This is a genomic window from Paraburkholderia sp. CNPSo 3076 (genome assembly GCF_026343935.1).
Taxonomy (GTDB): domain Bacteria; phylum Pseudomonadota; class Gammaproteobacteria; order Burkholderiales; family Burkholderiaceae; genus Paraburkholderia; species Paraburkholderia nodosa.
The window spans coordinates 211,008-232,305 of the sequence record NZ_JAPMAL010000004.1; the positions used below are offsets into that span (position 1 = coordinate 211,008).

At 61.6% G+C, this 21,298-nt stretch carries 16 protein-coding genes and 1 pseudogene; 12 read left to right on the plus strand and 5 right to left on the minus strand.

Annotated features, from left to right (window positions below):
* A complete protein-coding gene (locus M3A49_RS06810) occupies window positions 1-1,245 on the plus strand; it encodes an NAD(P)/FAD-dependent oxidoreductase (RefSeq protein WP_266228013.1) in 1,245 nt (414 codons plus the stop codon).
* A gap of 71 nt (window positions 1,246-1,316) precedes the next feature.
* Here M3A49_RS06810 and M3A49_RS06815 read toward each other — a convergent pair.
* Window positions 1,317-1,595: pseudogene (locus tag M3A49_RS06815) on the minus strand (helix-turn-helix domain-containing protein); the annotation flags it as partial.
* Between the two features lie 332 nt (window positions 1,596-1,927).
* Between M3A49_RS06815 and M3A49_RS06820 the strand changes: the two are divergent.
* Both M3A49_RS06820 and M3A49_RS06825 read left to right on the plus strand, forming a co-directional pair.
* On the plus strand, window positions 1,928-3,037 hold the full coding sequence (locus tag M3A49_RS06820; RefSeq protein WP_266228014.1) for a 3-oxoacyl-[acyl-carrier-protein] synthase III C-terminal domain-containing protein: 1,110 nt from the start codon (window positions 1,928-1,930) through the stop codon (window positions 3,035-3,037).
* 28 nt (window positions 3,038-3,065) lie between these two features.
* The gene (locus M3A49_RS06825) at window positions 3,066-5,654 is read left to right on the plus strand and encodes a hybrid sensor histidine kinase/response regulator (RefSeq protein ID WP_266228015.1); all 2,589 of its coding nucleotides are present in this window, start codon (window positions 3,066-3,068) and stop codon (window positions 5,652-5,654) included.
* Here M3A49_RS06825 and M3A49_RS06830 read toward each other — a convergent pair.
* Both M3A49_RS06830 and M3A49_RS06835 read right to left on the minus strand, forming a co-directional pair.
* Window positions 5,627-6,403 (minus strand): response regulator, encoded by a 777-nt coding sequence (locus M3A49_RS06830; RefSeq protein ID WP_323183112.1) that lies wholly within the window; start codon window positions 6,401-6,403, stop codon window positions 5,627-5,629. The two genes, M3A49_RS06825 and M3A49_RS06830, sit on opposite strands and share 28 nt — an antisense overlap.
* Window positions 6,404-6,596: 193 nt before the next feature.
* On the minus strand, window positions 6,597-8,483 hold the full coding sequence (locus M3A49_RS06835; RefSeq protein ID WP_266228016.1) for a putative bifunctional diguanylate cyclase/phosphodiesterase: 1,887 nt from the start codon (window positions 8,481-8,483) through the stop codon (window positions 6,597-6,599).
* Between the two features lie 270 nt (window positions 8,484-8,753).
* Here M3A49_RS06835 and M3A49_RS06840 point away from each other — a divergent pair, with 270 nt between their 5' ends.
* Entirely contained in the window at window positions 8,754-9,113 is a 360-nt protein-coding gene (locus M3A49_RS06840; RefSeq protein ID WP_266228017.1) for a DUF3564 family protein, read from the plus strand.
* Window positions 9,114-9,159: 46 nt separating this feature from the next.
* Here M3A49_RS06840 and M3A49_RS06845 read toward each other — a convergent pair whose 3' ends face one another.
* Window positions 9,160-9,417, minus strand: coding sequence for a hypothetical protein (locus M3A49_RS06845; RefSeq protein ID WP_266228018.1), 258 nt, complete (start codon window positions 9,415-9,417; stop codon window positions 9,160-9,162).
* A gap of 264 nt (window positions 9,418-9,681) precedes the next feature.
* Between M3A49_RS06845 and M3A49_RS06850 the strand changes: the two genes are divergently transcribed.
* The 3 genes from M3A49_RS06850 (at window position 9,682) to M3A49_RS06860 (ending at window position 12,199) form a co-directional block, all read left to right on the plus strand.
* Entirely contained in the window at window positions 9,682-10,488 is an 807-nt protein-coding gene (locus tag M3A49_RS06850) for an IclR family transcriptional regulator (RefSeq protein ID WP_266228019.1), read from the plus strand.
* 64 nt (window positions 10,489-10,552) lie between these two features.
* Window positions 10,553-11,254, plus strand: coding sequence for an ectoine/hydroxyectoine ABC transporter permease subunit EhuD (gene ehuD, locus M3A49_RS06855; protein ID WP_266228020.1), 702 nt, complete (start codon window positions 10,553-10,555; stop codon window positions 11,252-11,254).
* Between the two features lie 180 nt (window positions 11,255-11,434).
* Window positions 11,435-12,199: a substrate-binding periplasmic protein gene (locus M3A49_RS06860; protein ID WP_266228022.1), complete on the plus strand. Its 765-nt coding sequence runs from the start codon at window positions 11,435-11,437 to the stop codon at window positions 12,197-12,199.
* A 30-nt stretch (window positions 12,200-12,229) separates the two neighbouring features.
* Here M3A49_RS06860 and M3A49_RS06865 read toward each other — a convergent pair whose 3' ends face one another.
* Window positions 12,230-13,522: a GGDEF domain-containing protein gene (locus M3A49_RS06865; RefSeq protein WP_266228023.1), complete on the minus strand. Its 1,293-nt coding sequence runs from the start codon at window positions 13,520-13,522 to the stop codon at window positions 12,230-12,232.
* Between the two features lie 179 nt (window positions 13,523-13,701).
* Between M3A49_RS06865 and M3A49_RS06870 the strand changes: the two genes are divergently transcribed.
* The 5 genes from M3A49_RS06870 to M3A49_RS06890 all read left to right on the plus strand — a co-directional run bounded on the left by M3A49_RS06870 (window position 13,702) and on the right by M3A49_RS06890 (window position 21,284).
* On the plus strand, window positions 13,702-16,599 hold the full coding sequence (locus M3A49_RS06870; RefSeq protein WP_266228024.1) for an EAL and GGDEF domain-containing protein: 2,898 nt from the start codon (window positions 13,702-13,704) through the stop codon (window positions 16,597-16,599).
* 98 nt (window positions 16,600-16,697) lie between these two features.
* Window positions 16,698-17,390: a DUF1223 domain-containing protein gene (locus M3A49_RS06875; protein WP_266228025.1), complete on the plus strand. Its 693-nt coding sequence runs from the start codon at window positions 16,698-16,700 to the stop codon at window positions 17,388-17,390.
* A gap of 148 nt (window positions 17,391-17,538) precedes the next feature.
* Complete coding sequence (locus M3A49_RS06880) at window positions 17,539-18,651, plus strand: lactonase family protein (RefSeq protein WP_266228026.1); 1,113 nt, start codon at window positions 17,539-17,541, stop codon at window positions 18,649-18,651.
* Window positions 18,652-18,779: 128 nt separating this feature from the next.
* A complete protein-coding gene (locus tag M3A49_RS06885) occupies window positions 18,780-20,804 on the plus strand; it encodes an NADPH-dependent 2,4-dienoyl-CoA reductase (protein ID WP_266228078.1) in 2,025 nt (674 codons plus the stop codon).
* A 39-nt stretch (window positions 20,805-20,843) separates the two neighbouring features.
* Window positions 20,844-21,284 (plus strand): nuclear transport factor 2 family protein, encoded by a 441-nt coding sequence (locus M3A49_RS06890; RefSeq protein ID WP_254354525.1) that lies wholly within the window; start codon window positions 20,844-20,846, stop codon window positions 21,282-21,284.
* Window positions 21,285-21,298: the final 14 nt, after the last annotated feature.

Below are 21,298 nucleotides of genomic sequence, written 5' to 3' on the forward strand. Positions count from 1 at the left end.
ATGAGCCAAAGCGCGATCGTTCTCGGGGCGGGAATCGTGGGCGTGAGCGTCGCGCTGCATCTGCAGGCGCGCGGCGTGCAGGTCACGCTCGTCGACCGGCGCGGGCCAGGCGAGGAAACGAGCCATGGCAATGCGGGGTTGATCGAGTCGTCGTCGGTGGTGCCTTATGGCTTTCCGCGCGACTGGCGCACGCTGCTGCGCCTCGTGCGCAACGACTCGACCGTGCTGCGCTACGACGTGCGCTCGTTGCCCGCCTACGCGCGCTGGCTCGCGTCGTTCTGGCGCGAGTCGTCGCCGGCGCGCCTTGCGCACGCTGCGCGCGATATGCTGCCGCTCATCGAGCGTAGCGTGGCCGAGCACGACGCGCTGATCGCGCGTGCTGGCTTGCGCGACATCGTGCGGCCCATCGGCTGGCTCGAAGCATGGCGCTCGCCCGCCGGCTTCGAGCGTGAAATGCGCACGGCACAGGGCGTGGCCGACGCACATGGCCTGCATGTGCGGATGTTCGACGCGCCGGGCCTGCTCGCGCTGGAGCCTTCACTCAACGCGGGCTATGCGGGCGCAATTCACTGGATCGATCCCGCGAGCGTGGCGGATCCTGGCGCGCTGACGAAGGGCTATGCGCAACTGTTCGTGCGTGAAGGCGGTGCATTTGCACAGGGCGATGCGCGCACGCTGATGCCCGAAGGCAAGGGCTGGCGAGTGCAGACCGACGAAGGGCCGTTGAGCGCCGAACTTGCGGTCGTGGCGCTCGGCCCATGGTCGGATCTCGTGACACAGCCGCTCGGCTACCGCGTGCCGCTCATGGTCAAACGCGGCTATCACATGCACTACGCGAGCGAGGCGCGTGCGCCGCTCGTGCGTCCGGTGGTGGATATCGAAGGCGGTTACGTCGTCGCGCCGATGCGTCGCGGCCTGCGTCTCACCACGGGCGTTGAGCTTGCCACGCGCGAGCGTCCGCCCAACTACGCGCAACTCGATGCGGCCGAGCGCGAGGCGCGTCCTGTGTTCGGCCTCGGCGCGCGGCTGGACGAAACGCCGTGGATGGGCTTGCGCCCCTGCACGCCCGACATGCGCCCGCTGCTTGGGCCTGCGCCGCGCCATGCGGGGCTCTGGTTCGCGTTCGGTCACAATCATCATGGACTCACGCTCGGGCCAGTCACGGCGCGCCTCCTTGCCGAGCAGATCGTCGGCGAAACGCCGTTCATCGATCCCACGCCGTATTTGCCGGCGCGATTTGGCTAAGGTACGCGCGTTCTTCCAACACGCGTACGTATGCCGAACCACGGCACATCGGTCGCCCGGAATGACGAGTTCGCGCGCTTGAAAGCGCGGCTGAAGGCTTCAGGGCTGTCGAAGCCCGCGTCGAACGCGGCATCGAGCACCGAACAGAACTCACGTGAAGCGAGGCGTTGTGCCGCCTTGCGCAGGCGCATCAGCTGCACGAAGCGTGCGACTGGCACTCCCACATAGGCGGCAAACTGCCGATGAAAATGAAACTTCGAGAAATTCGCGACGCGACTCAGCGCTTCCACTGAGAGATCCCCATCGATATTCGTTTCGATGTAGGCGAGTACGGCATCGAAGCGCTTCACTCCAAATCATTAAGCCGGTCTTGCGCAGGTGCGCAGTACGGGATCGCCCGACTCTCAAGTTCCACTCAATGTTGCCGATACTCCGTTCGGGGTGACTCCCGCGAAGTATGCACCGAACATGAGCTGTGAAGCCTGAGCCGTCGCCGAATGGCGCAGGCAGTCAAAAGGTGAATTGAAAGGATGGGAGGGCGGCAGGCAGGCTCCCGGGAGCATGGCGACGAGCGCCGGGCGCTCGAGGCCCGGCCGCTGAAAGTCAACGCGTAGGGAAGAGGGGGAATTCGTGATAAACGGTGGGGGCGCTAACGTACGGGGGCCGTCCGGCCGGATATCTGGTGTCCAGGTATCCGCGTGCCATACGCGCGAGACCTTTACTCATCCATCTTTTCGCGATTCACGGATTCTCTATGCTTATCAAGAACGTCGCAGTCAGTCTCCCTTCGAGGCTCGTCACGAACGAAGAAGTTGTCGATATGATCCGGTCCCACTCTACAGCTTTCGATGGCGACATCGACAGGACCGTGCGAACCATCAAGACACTGCTTGACCGGAGCGGTCTGGTCCATCGTCGCTGGTGCGACAGCCACGAGTCGCCGATCGATCACGTCGCGATGGCGACGCGCAAGGTGTTATCGGAAACATATCTGAGGCCGGAGCACATCGAGCTGTTCATCTTCGTCGGCATCGGCAGAGGGTTCCTCGAGCCGGGCAACAGTCACATGATGGCGAGCACGCTCGGCTTTGGTAATGCCGAATGCTTCGATGTTGTCGATGCCTGCATGAGCTGGACGCGGGCCATGTCGATTGTCGACAGCCTCTTCAAGACCGGCCAGTATAAAAACGCGATGATCGTGAATGCCGAATTCAATATGCTCGCAGGGGGACCGCTCTATCCCTCGAATTTCGCGCTCAAGCATCACGCCCAGGTCGAATACACGCTGCCGTCGTTTACGATAGGCGAAGCGGCGACGGCCACGCTGGTGGTGGCGAAGGAGCCGGACAACTTCAGCTTCGCGTTTCGCGGCAAGCCGGATGTCTCGGACCTGTGCACGATTCCGATTCCTGGCTACGAGGGGTATTGCCACCCCACCGACCGTATCGGCAAGAACGGCGAAATGCGGTTCACCTCGTTCGGCCACGAACTGCACAAGAATTCAGATGAGCTTTCCGAAGTCTTCTCCAGACTGGCCGTTCCCAAAAAGGACATCGACATCGTGTTTACGCACGCCTCCTCAAAGGCCGCGTGGCACGGCTACGGCGTGAAGGCAGGCATCGACGATAAGATGTATCACATCTATCCGGATACCGGAAATCTCGTTTCCGCCTCGATTCCGGCCGCGATTTCAATGGCCAAGGAGACCGGGAAGCTAAAGCGGGGCGACAGGGCGATGTGCTGGGTCGGCAGCGCCGGCATGTCGTTCAACGTGAGCAGCTTCCTGTTCTGAGGCGCGGTATCAGTTTATTGAGAACGATATGAAAGGCATTGCAGGAGGCGTTCGCTATCTGAAGCAGCGGGTTCGCGACGCGTACGGGTTGTCGGACCTTAGCGTGCTTGCGGTGGGCGTCATCGGGACAATCGGACATCCGCTGTACTGGTTGTGGTGGACGTACATCGACCCCCAACCCAACGAAAGCACGCTGATGCGGGTGATCGGCGCGCTCGCCTGTCTGCTGTTGCTGCTGCGCCGCTTCTGGCCCGCAGCAGCAGTGCCTTTCCTGCCGTGGTATTACTTCCTGACGGTAGCTTATACGCTACCGTTCTTTTTCACCTACTACCTGATAACCGGCCACTATTCGATGATCTGGTCGATGGCGGAAGTCGGGATGATGTTTTTCCTGATTGCGATATTTCCGTCGTTCGTCGCGCTGGCGCTGAATCTCGCCCTCGGGGTTGGCCTCGCCATCTTCTGCGCGTGGATTGTCAATCCGGAGTCCCTTCACGTCGACGGCCATTTGCTGCTCTACACCTACCTGCCGGTGTTTGCGTTCGGCATCAGTGCGGGCCTCACATTCAGCTACAGCAACATGCGGGGGATCACGGCGCAGGCAAAGAACGGCGCACTTCGGGCGCTCGCGGGCACGATCGCCCATGAAATGAGGAATCCGCTCAGCCAGCTCAGGTACGTGCTCGACCGCGTCGAGGAGGCGCTGCCCGCGATGGCTGAGTCGAGGCCCTCGCCGGCGTTGCCGGTCGACGCGGTGGCTTCGCTCTCGCAGCACGTTGCGCACGGACAGCTGGCGATCGATCGCGGGCTGAGAATCATCGCGATGACGCTCGATGAAGTCAGCGCCAAGCCCATGCAGTCCGATAATCTCAACTATGCGAGCGCCGCGGAGGCGACACGCAAGGCGCTCGACGAGTACGGCTTTAGCGGCGGGAAGGAGCGCAGCCGCGTGAAACTGATGGTCCTCGAAGACTTTACCTTCAAGGTCGACGAGACCGTCTATCTGTTTACCTTGTTCAATCTGATCAAGAATGCGCTGCATCACATGGCGGCGCATCCCGCGGCAACACTTACGCTGACTGTCGACCGGAACAAGGTGATCGTTCACGACACGGGACCGGGCATCGCAGCCGAGATGATGTCCCATCTGTTCGAGCCTTTCCGTACCCAGGGAAATTCTGCCGGCACGGGTTTGGGGCTCGCCTACTGCCAGCGTGCGATGCGCTCGTTCGGCGGCACGATCGAGTGCCGTTCGGAACCGGGCAGATTCACCCAGTTTACGCTCGATTTTCCTGCCATACCGGAGAGCGAAATCGCGGCTTACCGGCAGACGCTTCTCGCGCGCGCCACGGATTTCTTTAGCGGGAAGGCGATACTGTTTGTGGACGATGACGCGGTGATACGCGAGAAAGTCTGCCACGCGTTTTCAGGGGTGGGCGCCCGGGTTGTCGAAGCGGAGAGCGGCGAACGCGCGCTGACGCTCCTTCGAGAGCGTTCCGCCTACGATCTCGTGCTGATGGACATCAACATGCCGGGTCTCGACGGCTACACGACCACGGAGAAGATCCGTTCCGATGCCGACCTGGCCGGCGGCAGCCTTCTTGTGGTCGGCTATACGGCGGAAGCTCACAACCTGGCTCGTGTGCTCGCGAAGGGTGCCGGCATGGACGCAACGATCAGCAAGTCCATACGCATGGTGGAGCTGGTGAGTACGCTGCAGAAACTCATGGAAAGCGGCGATCGCCATTTGCGCCACCCACGCTTTGACGGATTCGCCGGCAAGACGATTCTCGTCGCGGACGACGACACCTACAGCCGGATGGTGGCGAAGAGCTATCTGGAGCGATGTGGCGCCAGCGTCGTGGAGGCGGAAAACGGACAGGGCGTGCTGGCGCGCCTGCAGGGCGGTGGCAACGTCGACGCCATCGTGATGGACATGAACATGCCCGGCATGGGCGGCGTGGAGACGGCAGCGTGGATTCGCGCCCGCGTGGACGAGTATGGCGAGATGCCAATTGTGGCCCTGACCGGCCAGTCCGATATGGCGGCGGTCAGGGCCTGTCTCGCAGCGGGCATGAACGAGGTCATGACTAAACCCGTGCAGGTCGGCGTGCTCTATGCCTGCCTCGCACGGCAGTTTGCACACTTGCGCGTGGCGAGCGTCCCGGAGAAACGCGAGCGGCCGGTGGTGCCGGTCATGCGGGTTGCAAATCGCGCTGCCAATCGGGCCGCGATCGCGGAAAACGACCTGCTCGATGAGGCACACCTCGACGAACTGGCGTCGCTCGACATGCTGGATCAGACCTTCCTCAAGGGCATTGCGCAAATCCGCTCGCTACTGGCGCAGCTTGCAAGCAGTGTAGAGGCCGGTGACATCCGGGCAGTGCATGCGACGCTGCACGTTCTTTTGGGTATCAGCGGGAACATCGGCGCGAAAGCGCTGCACCTGTATGTGAAGCAGATCTATCCGCGGGTTCTCGATGGCCAATGGCCGGTCGAGACCGACTGGTTCGACCAGACCACCGCGCTGGGGAACCGCTCGGCCGACGCGTTGCATCAGTATTTTGTGGCTGCGATAAGCCCGGTCGATCAGCCGGGCGTATCGAGCGAGGACTGAGGTTCGAGCGGCCGTTCCGTGCCAGTTGCTTTCGCGCGTTCCTTGCGGGTGCCAAAGCGCATGGTGACGGTCGTCCCGACGCCCAAGGTGGAGTCGATTTCGAGGCCGCCGCCAAAAGATCGCATGATGCTCGCCCAGAAAGAAGAGATCAGCGTCATGCAGTACTGCGCATTGGCGAGCATTGAGGTTGCCGCATCGGCGACCTTGCTCTGGGACATCGGATCGGACTCGCCGGCACTGCCGTTTTCGATGGTTTGCGCAATCAGTGCGATCGTCGCCAGAGGCGTGTTCAACTCGTGCGCGAGGAACGCAAGCGTCTCGTCCATCGCCAGCAATTGATGCTGACGCGTTTCACGCTCGGTCCACTGCGCAATCGCTTCGCGCAGCGTCTCGCGTACCGTTTCGATCCGCAGCGGCTTTTCGATGATGCGAAATACGCCGCCCGTATTCACCGTACGCAACAACATGTCCTTGTCGGCATAAGCGGTCACCAGAATCCGCACGATATGGGGATATCGTTGGGCGGCTTCACGCAGCAACTGATCGCCATTGCTGACCGGCATGCGGAAGTCGGTCACCAGGACAGCGATGTCCGCTCCGTGTTCCTCGAGTATCTCGATGGCTTCGTCGGCGTTGCGCGCGAGATGGACCGGGTAAAGCCCCTGGATGGCGCGCGCGAAGTGGGTACGAGACATCTCGTCGTCATCGACGAAAAGAATGGAGAACGGCTTATGCATGGCGCTTGTCATTGCGTTTTCAGCGTATCAGCGGCGTGCGGACCACAAGCCGGGTCGGGCGGCATATTCACAACGACCGCACACGGACTTTTTGATGTCGCTGATGCGCTGGAGTATTGTGGGTTTTGGCAAGTCACGTGACGCCAGCATAGCATGCACTTGCGTGGACTTTCAGGCGTTGCTTGCCCGCGCGGCGCTGCGCGGCTCAGACGATGACGTTTTCGCCAACCGTGGCAAGCGAAGGCCGCGGTAGTGGGCTGCCGTCGGCGAGCACACGCGTGATGCTCCCGGCATCGAGCGGTCTGCTGAAGCGAAATCCTTGCGCTTCCACGCAACCGAGAGCGAGCAGGAACTCCTGCTGCGCGAGCGTCTCCACACCTTCGGCGATGACGGATAAACCGAGCGTCTGCGCAAGCGTAACGATCGCCTTCACGATCGCACCGGTGTCCGTTTCCCCGACGCCCTGCATGAACGTACGGTCGATCTTGATGCGATCGACCGGCAGCGCGCGCAATTGACTCAGGCTCGAGTAGCCCATGCCGAAATCGTCGATCGCAATACGGATACCCGCGCGGCGAAATTCGTGAAGGCGGCGCGCGGCGATCTCCGGTTGCTTCATCAACGCAGTCTCGGTGACCTCGAGTTCGAGGTCCGTCGGATCGACGCCCGTCTCCTGCAGGATGGCCTGAAATGTCTCGACAATATCCGTGCGTTGCAACTGAAGCGGCGACAGATTGACCGATATGCGCACGGGCGCAATCCCCATGTGCCTCCAAAGCGCCGACTGACGGCAAGCCTCACGCAGCACCCACTCGCCGAGCGTCGCGACAAATCCCGAAGCTTCCGCCATCGACACGAATTCGGCAGGGGCGATCTCGCCGTAAATCTCATCGTGCCAACGCGCAAGGGATTCGACGCCAAGCACCCGGCCGTTGCGCATGTCGACCTGTGGCTGGTAGTCCACGCGCAGCGTACCTGCTTCGATCGCCTTTCTCAGACGCGCCGAAAGGATGAGCTTTACGTCAGCGTTCTCGCGCATTTCGGGTCGATAGCGATCCCAGCAATTGCGGCCACGACTCTTGGCCGCGTACATCGCCATGTCCGCGCACGAGATCAGCGTTTCGACATTGTCTCCATCCGCTGGAAACACGCTGATGCCGACGCTCGCGCTCACCACGAGCTCATTTCTGCCGACGAGCACCGGCTTCGCGATCGCCGCGAGCACGGCATCGGGCAGATCGAAGCGTGTGTCGTCCCGCCCGCGCGGCGCAACGATCATGAACTCGTCGCCGCCGTAGCGACCGAGAATGTCGCCCGGGCGGGCGCAGGCTCGCAGACGCCCGGCAACTTCGACGAGCAGTTGATCGCCGACGCTGTGCCCGAGCGCATCGTTGACGGTCTTGAACGTGTCCAGGTCGAGGAACACAACGTAGACGGACTCGCCGTGGCGGCCGGGATCAGTAAGGAGTGCCTGCAATCGTGCGCTGAGCGCCGAACGATTCGCGAGCCGGGTCAGGCTGTCGCATTCGCTGAGTTCGCGTAAACGGCGCGACCGATCGAGAAGCCTGACTGACATGTCATGGGTCGTTTTGGCGAAAAGGAGTGGATAGATAAAGATGATGGGCAGCCACACCGGCGCGATCCGTACGTCCAGCGGCGTTGCGGCGATACCGAAGATTGCCGCTCCCGCGATAAGGCCCGCCGCACTCGCGCCCAACCCGGCGACGAAGACCGGCCAACCACCCACCGCCATGGTGTCGAGCGCAAACATCAACAGGATGACGACGGTTGCGACCGGTTCGAAATGAACCGCCGCGGCCAGCCAGCCGCCAAAAGCCGAATCGAAGAGCAGGCTCCATTTCTCTTTGCGGAGTGCATCGTCAGCGACAGTGCGTACCCGCAAATAAGCGACATGCGGCCAGATGAGACAGATGGCAAGAACGCCGAAGAAGAGCAGCGCCGGGGCATGTTGCACGTGCAGCAAGGCCAGGACGGGTATGGAGCCGATCGCGTAGCCCAGGACCCTGAGAACATAAATGCGGCGCAAAATGCCGGCGGTCCAGAACTTGTCGCCCCTGGCGGACGTGAGCACGTCGTCTCCCCGATTCAGATCATATGATTTCATGAGCATAGACCAGATCGGACGCAAGGATGCGGAGAACCCATTCCGACCCCCGGGCGAACCGAAGCTGCGCCGCCGTCATCGAATCTCGGTTGGACCTACGCGTTATGTGCGTATCCGCATCACGGAGTTTTCCCAATATATGGAAAATCCGCTTGCGTTCCATCGCGGAACTTCTAGACTGACAACTTGCGATTCGAGCCGCGATCCCACTAACGAGCCGCACTGCACGGAGTGCTCATGCGACTGACCATCCTGATCAATGGTTCCAACCCGGCAGTCAAACACGAATTCGCCCTAGTGTGGATCGATCTCGACCAGAAACGCTGGTCGCGCGAGTCACATGAAGGTGTCAACCTGCCTTCGTGGGGCGACGTCCGCGGTGGCGGCGACGAGACGGTCTTATGCGCCCCGCAAACCGATGCACCCCTTTGCACCATGCGCGGTCTCAGCCTGAACGAGCGGCAGGAAGTCCGCTCGGGCCATGGCGATGCGCGCTGGTCGGATAACAGCGCGTGCAACGAAACAGCATGGCAGTGGCGGTTGCAGGCTATTGACCGTAAATCGGTGCGCGCCGCGAATTCGCTTTTTGCCTGCTAGTCGTTCGTAAGACGGCCGTGTGAGCCGTCGCCGTTGCCGTGCGCCATTACTCCTTCAATGTCGCGAGTAGCCGGTCGATTTCGTCGAACTGGCTTTTCGACAATTGATGGCTTTGCATGATTTCCTGCAAGCGCTTTCGCCAATAAGCCGGCGGCAAACGCGACTCGTTCAGGTCCTCTGCAGACAATCGCTGAATCACCGATTTGATGTGCAGGATATCGCTGTGAGCGGCTTGCGACGACCAGGCGCCCGACTTTCTCGGTTCCCCGCCACCGTCCAAACCCCTTTCTGACACTGTTCCCATCTTTATTTGCCGTCGGAATATGGCGCCGCGCATGCATGCCCCGAGCGCACCACCGGCCCTGCGGCCTCCTGTTGTCATTTACCTGGGTAAGGCACGCCATGAATCAGGCGTCCCGTATGCCGAATAAATATTTTGTTCGGCTAGGCCGAACGTCGTTCGGCGCGTTATTTATGGTAGTTTCCACCTTGATGACTGTCAATATTGGCAGCGCTAAGCTGGCTGAAACGCTCGACCGCCCGCTAGCGGATAAAAGACGAAATACAAATGACACAAACGGACCAAACCATTGGGGAGCGCAACGCGCTTCGCAGCGTAAGCCGCGCGCTCGATGTCCTGGAGACGCTGGGGGGCAGCGATAACGAGGGGCTTACCGTTGCCGAGATTGCGACGGCAATCGGCGTGTCGAAGAGCACGGCGTTCGAGTTATTGCAGACCTTGCTCGCCCGTCATTACGTCACCGATGTGCGCCTCGGCGGCTCACGGCGCTATCGGCTCGGCTTTGCGCTCGTGCACCTCGGCGACCGGGCGGCGGCAGACGTCGGCATATCCCAGCTTGCGATGCCGGTTCTGCGCGAGCTGACCGACACGACCGGTCTCACATCCCGGCTTGCGGTGCTCGACGACTACGGCTACGCAGTCGCAATCAACCGTGTCGAGGCGCCGGGCATCGTGCGGATCGCGTCCGCGCTCGGACAACGCGAACTCCCGCATTGCTCGGCGCTCGGCAAATCCCTGCTCGCGCTATTGCCGCCGGCGCGGGTCGTCAAGCTGCTGGCGCATACCGGCATGCCGCGCCGTACCGAGTACACCCGCCTGACACCCGCGGAGCTGATGAAGGATCTGATCCTGGTCGCCGAGCGCGGCTACGCATTCGATGACGAAGAAGACAATCTGGGCGTGGTTTGCGTCGGCGCGGCGATTACGAACCGCGACGGCGAAGGCGTGGCTGCGATCAGCGTGACGACGCTCAAGAACGGACTGGATGACGACGACCTGCACGCGCTGGGGCGCACGCTGCGCAACCATGCAGAACGCATCAGCCGGATGCTCGGCGCGCGGGTTGGCGCGTAACGCGGCGAGCTGGCGCGCATCTTCCTGGCGGATCACTGGTGCCCCCGCGACGGGGCGAGGACCTATGCTGACCACCTTTTTCGATCTTTTCGATCTGCACGACGTGAGCAGCTATCTGCCCGATCTGCTCAAAGGAGCGCTCACGAGCATCGAACTGACCTTTAGCATCCTGGCGCTCAGCCTGCCGTTCGGCCTGCTGCTCGCCATCGCCAGAATCAGCCGCGCGCGGCTGCCGCGAGCCATTGCATCGGTGTATATCGAGGTCATTCGCGGCACGCCCGCGCTGCTGCAACTGTTCTACATCTACTTCGTGCTGCCCTCATTCGGGATTCGCTTCGCGCCGTTCACGGCAGGTGTCATCGGGCTGTCGATCAACTATTCGGCGTATCTCGCCGAGGTGTATCGCGCGGGCATCGAAGCGGTGCCGAAGAGCCAGACGCAGGCCGCGAAGGCGCTCGGCATGTCCGGCGGCCAGACGCTGCGCCTGATCGTGCTTCCCCAGGCCATTCGTATCGTCGTACCGCCGCTCGGCAACTATGCGATTTCGCTCTTCAAGGACACCTCGCTCGTGTCGATCGTGACGGTCAAGGAGCTGATGTTCACCGGCCAGATCATCTCGTCGACGAACTTCCAGTACGTCACGATATTCACGCTGGTCGGCGCGCTTTATCTGGCATTTTCCTGGCCGAGCGCCCTGGTTGTGCACTGGCTCGAGCGCAAGATGGGCACCACGCGCACGGCGAACGCCGTAGTGCGTCCGCGATGACCGGCGCGCTCGCGCGCGAGGCAGCAAGGCGATTAACACGATCGATTCACCACATCTGGATAACTAACTAATTCGGGGCGTTTCATGCGTAAGGCTACGCTGGCATTTGCATCGATATTGATGGGTGTTGCAACCTTGTTGTCCAATGCTCATGCGGCTGATAACACCGCAATCAGCGACGTGCGTTTCGATGGCGGAGACGGATCGTACGCGCACGCCATCAGGAACGGCATCACGCTCGTGATCGCCGCCGATCCGCCGTCGACCTTCCGGGACGAAAAAACACACACGTTCGACGGCGCGGACGTGCGCATCTTCCGCGAAATCACGAAGCGACTCAAGATCACGAGGGTCACGTGGGATATCGTGCCGTTCGACGCGATGATTCCGGCGCTGCTCGCCGGCCGCGCCGACGTCATCGTCGACAACCTGCACGAGAATGAGCAGCGCTTGCGCGTCGTGGCATTCACCAGCCCGGCATACTGGTACGGATCGGGCATCGCGGTACAGCGTGGCAATCCGTCGAAGATTCATGGGTGGGACGACTTTGCCGGGCATACCGTCGGCACGGTGCGCGGGAGCATCAATCACCAGTTGCTCGAAGGGCGCAAGGACCTGAAGGAACTCAAGCTCTACACGAGCAACGAGGCGGAGTTCTCCGATCTGATCGCGGGGCGCATCGACGTTGCGATGGAAGACGACATCAAGATCGGGCAATTCCTGAAGCAGCATCCCTCTGCCGCCATGCAAATGGTGGCTGACTACAGGCCGCTGCCGCAGGAGTACGGGTACGCGCGCTACGCGTTGCGCAAGGGCGACGTCGATCTGAACAACGCGGTGTCGCGAACGCTCGACGAGATGCGGGCCGACGGCACGCTGGCATCGATCATCAGACAGTTCGGCTATACCGACCGCAATCTCTGGTATTTCCCGGTGAAGAACTGATTTCGTCGCCTACCGGGCTGCCTGGCTGTTTCAGGCGGCAAATGCGCGGTCGCAGATCTCCACGCGGTTACGGCCGAGATGCTTGGCGTGATAGAGCGCCGTGTCGGCATCGCGCGCCAGTTGCTGGATCGTCGCTTCGGCGGCGGCAAGGCAGGCCACGCCGATGCTGCATGTGTATCGAATCACGGGCGCAGTGAAGCCGGGCTCGCAGATTCGCGCGCAGATCGCTTCGGCCAGCCGATGAGCGTCTTGGAGGGCGAGCGCCGGCAGCAGCACGGCGAACTCTTCTCCTCCCCAGCGCGCGAGATACGCTGACGCCGGTATTGCCGCGCTGGCGCGCTCCGCGAAGTCGATCAGGACGTTGTCTCCCATATCGTGCCCATGCTCGTCGTTGACCCGCTTGAAGTGGTCGAGGTCGATCAGGAGCATGGAGAGCACGGCCCCGTTACGCTTCGCCAGTTCACGTTCCTCTTCGAATGCGAGCGCGAGCGCGCGGCGGTTGAGCAAACCTGTCAACGGATCGCGGTATGACTGCCGCTCGAGCTGGATGCGTAACCGCTCCATGGCAATCAGCAGCAGGCCCACTGTCACGAGCAGGGAAAACGCGGCGCCCGCGGTGAGATACACCGTCTGCATCCACTCCGGATGAAAGAGATCGGGTAGGCCCCTCGTCGCAAGCGCGACGGAGATGCAGCGTGCGCCCGCAACTGCGGATTCGGCAAGAAGCAGTGCGCCAATGGAAAGCGCCGTGCGGCTGGGTCGACCCAGGCGGAGCATAACCACGCCGTGCGTGCCGTAGAGTACCGCGAGCACCCCGGTGATCACGATCGTGCGGCCCGCAACCGATGGATGGACCAGCCACAGCCAGGTCGTGCCGGCCGCCGCAACGAAGACGAGCAGCGAGACGAAGCGCCAACTGGGTCGGCACCCATAGAGGAGCTGGGTGCCAACGAGTCCCAGCCCCGCGCCAAAGACGATTCCGCAGTTCGCAACCAGGATCGAAAGCCAGTCCGGCACGCTGCCGCGAAACGCGAGGAGGAGTACCGATACGCTGACCACCAGCGCACCTGATGCCCAATGACGGACGCCGCGTATGTTCTGAGGAAAGCTTCGGGCCAGCGAGAACAACGCGATTGCCATGAGTCCTGGCATAACCGAAGACATCAGGATGACCGTGCGCAGATCGAGGAGCGGCATGCAGGTTCGGCGAGAGTAGGCACTGCGCCTATATAACATATCGATGTCGTCTAAAGCGATGCCAGAGTGAGGCGTGATCGATAACACACGCAAACGTTGAATGAATTCGCGGACAATGCCCGCCATGTGCTTGCCGGAAATCCTTCGGCTCCCATTTTTACGCTCTTCAGAATTTCCGTATCCTGCCGTTACCGCATTGATGGCATGCCGTGTTGCGCGTTGTTGAAGTTGCCGATTCCGGGAACGCGTGCGTAGATGGCGTTGTACGAGCACACATTCTCTTTGACAGCATGAGAAACCCTGGAATGGACGCAGAAAGCGACTACGGCGAGCCGCTCAGCAACCTGCCTATGCCGGTCATCCGTTACGACGCGCAGGGCCAACGGCGCTACATGAATAGCGCGGCCGCGGCGATGATGAGGGCCGCATCCGAAAGCGCCTGCGCGACGAATGCCGAAGCCCGGATGTTTTCACCCCAGGCGCTGCAGCAGTACCTCGATACCATTCGCGAAGTCGCGATCACTGGCGTTGCGCGTGAGCTGGAACTGCCGTTCGATGGGCTGCCGCAGATGCAGGGCGAGCATTACCTCGTGCAGTTCGTAAGCCATCCGACAGCGGACGCGGGTCCTGCGGTGCTCGCGATCTATTTCAACATCACGGCGCGCAAACGTGCGGAGGCGAAGCTCCGTGAACGCGAGTCGTTTCTCGAATCGTTGCTCGATACCATGCCCATTCCTGTCTTTTCGAAAGACAGGGAAGGGCGGTACCTTCATCTCAATCGGGCTTTCGAAGAATTTCTTGGCGTCCCCAAGGAGCGATTCATCGGCAAGACCGTCTTTGAGACGAGTCCTTCCGAGCTGGCGCAAACCTATTTCGCCATGGACGAGGAGCTGTTCGCGAAAGGCGGTATCCAGCGATACGAATTCAAGGTCCAGAACGCAAAGAAAGCCGTGCGCGACGTGGAATTCAGCAAGGCGGTTTTCCACGACGATGAGGGCCGCCAGGCCGGCTTGATCGGTGCGATTCTGGACATCACCGAACGTAAGCGGGCGGAGTCCGAGCAGCGGGCCCAATACGAGAGGATCCTGCAACTCAACGGACGCCTCGAAGACAAGGCGCGTCAACTGTCCGACGCGCGCGCACAGTTGATGACCGTGCTCCATACCATCCCCGATATGGTGTGGCTAAAGGACACCGCTGGGATCTTCCTCCTTTGCAATTACAGCTTCGAGCAATTTGTCGGCAGGCCGAAAGCTGAAATTCTCGGCAGAACCGATTACGACATTTTCGATGTCGAGCTGGCGGACTACTTCCGGGAACGCGACAAGGCAGCAATCGATGCGCTGCATGTTTGCGTGAACGACGATTGGGTGGTCGCTCCGTCGACCCGTGAACGTACTTTGCTCGAAACTCGACGCCTGCCGGTGTTCGATGCAGGGGGGACGGTGGCGGGCGTTCTCGGCGTGGCACGCGACATGAGTGAACGGCGCCGTTTCGAGGAAAAGCTGGCCCGCCGGGAACGCGAATTTCGAACCCTCGTTGAAAACTCGCCCGATACGGTCGCCCGTTATGGACGGGATTGCCGACGCCTCTACGTCAATCCAACTTTCGCCGCGCTCGCCAATGGAGGGGCAAAAGCGCTGCTCGGCAGGACGCCGGCCGAATATCCAGGCGGCCCAGGGTCCGTCCTCTATGAGCAGCAGCTCAGGGAAGTATTCGCGACGGCAAGCGACAGGGAATTCGAGTTGGTCTGGGGGCCTGACGAGAACAGGGAACTGTGCCAGCTGATCCGGTTGACAGCGGAACTGGGGGCGGACGGCAAGGTGGAAACCGTCCTTGCCGTAGGGCGGGATATCTCGGAACTGCACGCTTCCAGAGGAAAGATCCATCGGATGGCGTACTTCGACGCGTTAACGGCGCTGCCGAATCGCGTCCTGTTCAACGAGCAATTGCGTCTGGCGATCGCGAACAGCACGCACGCCCACTATACGGCCGTCATGATGATCGACATGGACCGCTTCAAGGGTGTCAACGACACGATGGGTCATGCGGTCGGTGATGAGTTGCTGCGTGAGGCCGCGCATCGCCTGGTTTCATGCGTGCGGGTGGGGGACACGGTTGCCCGCTTTGGTGGTGACGAGTTCGCCGTTCTGCTGCCCGAGATTGCCGATCGCGGCATCCTCGAGGAGATCTCCGCGAGCATCATCAGCCGGCTCGACGAACCTTTCCTGCTCGACGGAAGAGAAGTGTTCATATCGTGCAGCGTCGGGATTGCGCTGTATCCCGTCGACAGCACCGATGCGAAAGACTTGCTGAGATACGCAGACTCTGCGATGTACCTTGCGAAGCGCTCAGGGCGTCGCGGTTTTCGCTTTTACACGAAGGACCTGACCGTCGAGGCCACGGCACGTCTTTCGCTCGAGTCGGAGCTGCGGCGCGCAGTCGATCTGGGCGAGTTTGAGTTGTATTACCAGCCGCAAGTTACGCTTCGCGGCGCGGAAGTCATTGGTTCGGAAGCCTTGTTGAGATGGAATCGCCCTGGAGTGGGCTTTATTCGCCCGGATCAGTTCGTGCCGCTTGCGGAGGAAACCGGCCTTATTGTCGATCTTGGGCGGTGGGTGCTTCGCGAAGCGTGTCGCTCGGCCGTCGAATGGAACACCGGGCGTGGCGAGCGCCACAGAGTGTCGATCAATCTTTCGGCGAGACAGTTTCAGTCGCGCGACCTCGCACTGACGGTCAAGGATGTCCTCGATGAAACCGGCTGTCGACCGGAGTGGCTGGAGTTTGAGATTACCGAAAGTCTGCTGCTGGAAGAGGACGACTCGGTCCTGAGCGCGCTCCTCGAATTTGAAAGCATGGGTCTATCGATTGCGATCGATGATTTCGGCACCGGCTATTCCGCACTCAGCTATTTGACCCGATTCCCCATTGATACGCTCAAGATCGACCGTACGTTCGTACAGCGAGTCACGACTGACCGGCGCCATGCCGAACTTGTGAAGGCGATCCTTTCCATCGCTCGTTGCCTCGGGCAGCGGGTCGTTGCCGAAGGCGTCGAGACAATAGAGCAGGCCGCCTTTCTCGATGCGCATGGCTGCGAGATTGCCCAGGGCTTCCTCTACAGCGTGCCGCTGCCAAAGCCTGCCATTGCATCGCTTCCCCGTTTTCTCGATCCAGGTGCTGCCCACGACGTCAATCCGTAAGTGCGTGCGAGGCCCGACGAAATATATTCCTTCCGGCTGTAACCGGCATGCGTAACCGAACGAATTAAGAGGCAGTCCTGTCGTCCTGGAGACCGATCATGCCCGTTCGGCTCGTTGCTATTGCGCTCTTTTTTCTGGCCGCACCCGTCGTGGCGTCGGCCAGGCCTGTCGTTGTCGAGCTGTTCACCTCGGAAGGGTGCTCCTCGTGTCCTCCCGCGGATGCCTATCTGTCTGAGCTATCGCATGACCGTCAGGAGGTGCTTCCCCTCGCGTTTCACGTGACGTACTGGGACGGCCTGGGCTGGCGCGACCCTTACTCGCTGGAAGCCGCCACGCAGCGCCAGGCCGAGTACAGCGCCCGGTTTGGTGAGAGCGCCTACACCCCGCAAATGGTGATCGACGGCCAGAAGGGACTGGTGGGTTCGAATCGACGTGCCGCTGAGGCGGCAATCGCGATCGCGCAGAAAGCGGACGAGGCGGGGGTGGAGGTTAGTGGTGTGCGCCACGGCGGGACGTTATCAGTCATGGTGGGGCGCGGCACCGGCCATGGTCAGATCTTGCTGGTTGGCTATGACACCGGGCACGTGACCGAGGTCGGGCGAGGCGAAAACACGGGGCGTACGCTCAGGGAGTCAAATATCGTTCGCTCGATACAGGCCGTCGGCGAATGGACCGGCGCTGCGTTGAAGCTCGAGCCTGCGCCGCCGGCCGGTGAACAGGCGGCAATACTGATCCAGTCGACGGATGGTGCAATCATCGGCGCGGCACGAGTCACCAACGGCACGCATTGAGCCGCAAGGGCCGACGTTCCCAGGCGCCCGCCGTCATTAATAAGGTGTGCTTTCCATATTCGCAACCGGTGCTACGAGAGAAGAACGAGTGTGCAGTGCAGTGGCAGTTCCCTTAACGAAGTCGTGTCTACTAGGCAAGGAGTTCGTCATGTCATTTGTCACGTACGTTTCATCGTTTCCATTGCGGACCATCGCGTTCGCCGCAGCGCTGGGATTCGCTTCAAGCAGCTTTGCGCAAGCCGCTTCCGAGGTCGATCCGCCCGGGGCGGTCTACGTCATGTCGAACCAGCCTTCCGGAAACTCGGTGCTTGTCTATGCTCGAGCCACAAATGGAACACTGACCTACGCGGCCACCTATCAAACCGGCGGAAAAGGAGCGGGCACGGGCGCCGATCCGCTAGGCTCGCAGGGCGCACTGACGTTGGACTCGGGCTTTCTGCTTGCGGTGAATGCCGGCAGCAATGATGTTTCGCTTTTTGCAATCGACGGCAGCAAACTAACGTTGCTCGACAGAAAGCCATCGGGCGGTCAGATGCCCGTCAGCGTGACGGTCAAGGGGCTCATCGCTTATGTGCTCAACGCCGGCGGCACGCCGAACATTAGTGGCTATTTTGTCGACGCGTTCGGCAAGCGCCTCGTTGCTTTACCCGGCTCGCAGCGACCACTTGCCGGCGGAACCTCTGCCCAGCCGGCGCAAGTCAGGTTCGCACCGGAAGGCAACGAATTGCTGGTGACCGAAAAGGGCACGCAACTCATTGACACGTATTCCGTCGGCTTTACCGGCTACGCTTCGACACCGACCCCGCATGCCTCAAACGGCGTTACACCGTTCGGGTTTTCCATCACGACACGCGGTTATGCAATCGTCTCTGAAGCCGGGTCTGGTTCGGTTTCCTCATACGAAGTAGAAGACGGCAAACATCTTGAATCAATCAGCGCGGCGATCCCGCTGGGCCAGTCCGCTCCTTGCTGGCTCGTCACAACCGGCGACGGACGTTTTGCCTATACCGCCAATGCCGGTAGCGGCACGATCAGCAGTCTGCGCATTGCCGCGGACGGGAAGATAAACCTTCTCAATCCCGCTGCAGGTGCGCTCAGCGCTCCGCTCGACATGGCGCTCAGCAGTCGCAGCAAATTCCTCTATGTGCGGGAGGGCAACGGCGCCGTAACCGGGTTTCGCGTGATGCCCGACGGCACGCTCGAACCGATTGGTTCAGTGACCGGCGTACCGCCTGGAGCCCAGGGGATCGCAGCGCGCTAGGAGTGCGAGAGTCACGTTTGATCAAAGAGACGTTGTAGAGGAGGTTTTCGAAATCCTCGCATTCGCTTGATTCTCTATGCAACTGGTTGCATCATCGACTTCGCCGTCATACAACCAGTTGCATGAACATGACAAATCGCTATCCCTACCTTTTGCGCCCGCTCGATCTGGGCTTCACGACCTTGAAGAACCGCGTGCTGATGGGCTCCATGCACGTCGGTCTGGAGGAAGCGCCGAATGGCTTCGAGCGCATGGCCGCGTTCTATGCGGAGCGCGCGCGTGGCGAAGTTGGGTTGATCGTGACCGGCGGCATAGCGCCGAACGAACGCGCGCGCCCCATGCATGGCGGCGCGATGTTGACCACGGAAGAGGAAGCCGGGCGGCACCGTACGATTACGCGCGCCGTCCACGCGGAAGGCGGCAAGATCGCCATGCAGATCCTGCATTTCGGCCGCTACTCGTATCAGCCGATGCTGGTCGCGCCCAGTGCGCTGCAAGCCCCCATCAATCCGTTCACCCCTCACGAGTTGAGTGACGACGAGGTTGAGGAAACCATCGACGATTTCGTCCGCTGCGCAGCCCTTGCACACTATGCAGGGTACGACGGCGTGGAAATCATGGGCTCCGAGGGCTACCTCATCAACGAGTTCATTGCGATGCGCACCAATCATCGCACTGACCGCTGGGGCGGCAGTTACGAGAACCGCATACGTTTTGCGGTGGAGATCGTGCGCCGCGTGCGGGAACGCGTCGGCCGCGACTTCATCATCATCTACCGGCTTTCGATGCTCGATCTGGTCGAGGGCGGCTCGACACTGAAGGAGGTCATCCAGCTCGCACAGGCCGTCGAGCAGGCGGGTGCCACCATCATCAATACGGGCATCGGCTGGCACGAGGCGCGGATTCCCACCATCGCCACCAAGGTGCCGCGCGGCGCCTGGGCCTGGGTCACGCAGCAACTGATGGGTAAGGTCTCGGTGCCGCTCGTTGCCACCAATCGCATCAACACGCCCGAGCTCGCCGAACAGTTGCTCGCCGACAGCGCGTGCGACATGGTCTCGATGGCCCGTCCGTTCCTCGCCGATGCCGAATTCGTGCGCAAGGCCCGCGAGGGTCGCGCCGACGAGATCAATACCTGCATCGGCTGCAATCAGGCTTGTCTCGACCATACGTTCGCAGGCAAGGTCACGTCCTGCCTCGTCAATCCGCGGGCCTGCCACGAGACGGAAATCGTCATCCGGCCTGCCTCACAGCCAAAGCGCGTGGCGATCGTGGGCGCGGGGCCGGCAGGTCTCGCCTGCGCGGTGACTGCGGCCAGCCGCGGGCATGCCGTTACGCTCTTCGAGGCCGGCACCGAGATCGGCGGCCAGTTCAATATCGCCAAAAAGGTACCGGGCAAGGAAGAGTTCAATGAAACGCTGCGCTACTTCCGCCGCCAGATCGAATTGACGGGCGTCGAGCTTCGCCTCGGCACGCGCGCGAGCGCCGAAGCGCTGATGCAGGAGGGCTTCGATGAGGTGGTCGTGGCGACCGGCGTTCTGCCGCGCGAGCTGCGCATCGAAGGGGCCAGCCATGCCAAGGTGCTGGGCTATCTGGACGTGTTGCGCGACGGCAAGCCGGTGGGATCTGACGTCGCCATTGTGGGGGCTGGCGGAATCGGCTTCGACGTGGCCGAGTACCTCGTGCATGAGGGCGAGTCCGCGAGCCTCGATCCGCAAAAATTCTTCGCCGAATGGGGCGTGGACACGGCCTATGCCGAACGCGGCGGATTGCGTCGGGCAGCGGTGGGTCCGGCGACTCGCAGCGTGCATCTGCTGCAACGCAGGCGCTCGAAGGTTGGCGAAAACCTCGGCAAGACCACGGGGTGGATTCACCGAACGGCCTTGAAGGCGCGCGGTGTTGGCATGTCCTCCTCGGTGGAATACCAGCGCGTCGACGACGATGGGTTGCACGTGAGCATCGACGGTGTGCCGCAAACCCTCGCCGTCGACAACGTCGTGGTCTGCGCGGGACAGGAGCCGCTGCGCGAGCTGGCCGACCAGTTGCTGGCCGCCGGCCGCAAGGTCCACGTGATCGGCGGTGCCGCCGAGGCCGCCGAACTCGACGCCAAACGGGCCATCCACGAGGGCACCACGCTTGCCGCCTCGTTGTGAGCGCGCTGCGTTTTCTCTCGACCTGAAAACGGACCTGAAATGAACGACGCCATACTCAACCTGCCTCCCGCTGTCGCGCGGTCCCTCGCGATCTGGCATGAGCTCGTGGACAGCAAGGATCTCAGCCGGCTGGAATCCATCGTGCATCCAGAGGCCGTATTTCGCTCGCCGATGGCGTTCAAGCCCTACGGTCCCGCGCCCGCATTGCTGATGGCGCTGCGTACGGTGATCACCATTTTCGGGGACTTTACCTACCATCGGCAGTTCAGCAGCGCCGACGGCCTGAACGTCGTGCTCGAGTTCAGCGCGACCGTGCAGGACAAGCAGCTCAAAGGCATCGACATGATCCGTTTCGACGAGGCGGGTCGCATCGTCGAATTCGAAGTGATGATCCGGCCATTCAACGCACTGCAGGTGCTGGGTGCGGAGATGGGCGCACGTCTGGCTCATCTTCTCCCGGCGTATAAAGCTGGGTCGTAACCGCCTGAACCGGA

What these genes read in the sequence shown, in the direction of transcription:
- M3A49_RS06875 (WP_266228025.1), top strand. Translation starts at nt 16,698, where the DNA reads ATGCCCGTTCGGCTCGTTGCTATTGCGCTCTTTTTTCTGGCCGCACCC.
- M3A49_RS06825 (WP_266228015.1), top strand. Translation starts at nt 3,066, where the DNA reads ATGAAAGGCATTGCAGGAGGCGTTCGCTATCTGAAGCAGCGGGTTCGC.
- M3A49_RS06810 (WP_266228013.1), top strand. Translation starts at nt 1, where the DNA reads ATGAGCCAAAGCGCGATCGTTCTCGGGGCGGGAATCGTGGGCGTGAGC.
- M3A49_RS06870 (WP_266228024.1), top strand. Translation starts at nt 13,702, where the DNA reads ATGGACGCAGAAAGCGACTACGGCGAGCCGCTCAGCAACCTGCCTATG.
- ehuD (WP_266228020.1), top strand. Translation starts at nt 10,553, where the DNA reads ATGCTGACCACCTTTTTCGATCTTTTCGATCTGCACGACGTGAGCAGC.
- M3A49_RS06865 (WP_266228023.1), bottom strand. Translation starts at nt 13,522, where the DNA reads ATGGCGGGCATTGTCCGCGAATTCATTCAACGTTTGCGTGTGTTATCG.
- M3A49_RS06845 (WP_266228018.1), bottom strand. Translation starts at nt 9,417, where the DNA reads ATGGGAACAGTGTCAGAAAGGGGTTTGGACGGTGGCGGGGAACCGAGA.
- M3A49_RS06885 (WP_266228078.1), top strand. Translation starts at nt 18,780, where the DNA reads ATGACAAATCGCTATCCCTACCTTTTGCGCCCGCTCGATCTGGGCTTC.
- M3A49_RS06840 (WP_266228017.1), top strand. Translation starts at nt 8,754, where the DNA reads ATGCGACTGACCATCCTGATCAATGGTTCCAACCCGGCAGTCAAACAC.
- M3A49_RS06830 (WP_323183112.1), bottom strand. Translation starts at nt 6,403, where the DNA reads ATGACAAGCGCCATGCATAAGCCGTTCTCCATTCTTTTCGTCGATGAC.
- M3A49_RS06880 (WP_266228026.1), top strand. Translation starts at nt 17,539, where the DNA reads ATGTCATTTGTCACGTACGTTTCATCGTTTCCATTGCGGACCATCGCG.
- M3A49_RS06890 (WP_254354525.1), top strand. Translation starts at nt 20,844, where the DNA reads ATGAACGACGCCATACTCAACCTGCCTCCCGCTGTCGCGCGGTCCCTC.
- M3A49_RS06850 (WP_266228019.1), top strand. Translation starts at nt 9,682, where the DNA reads ATGACACAAACGGACCAAACCATTGGGGAGCGCAACGCGCTTCGCAGC.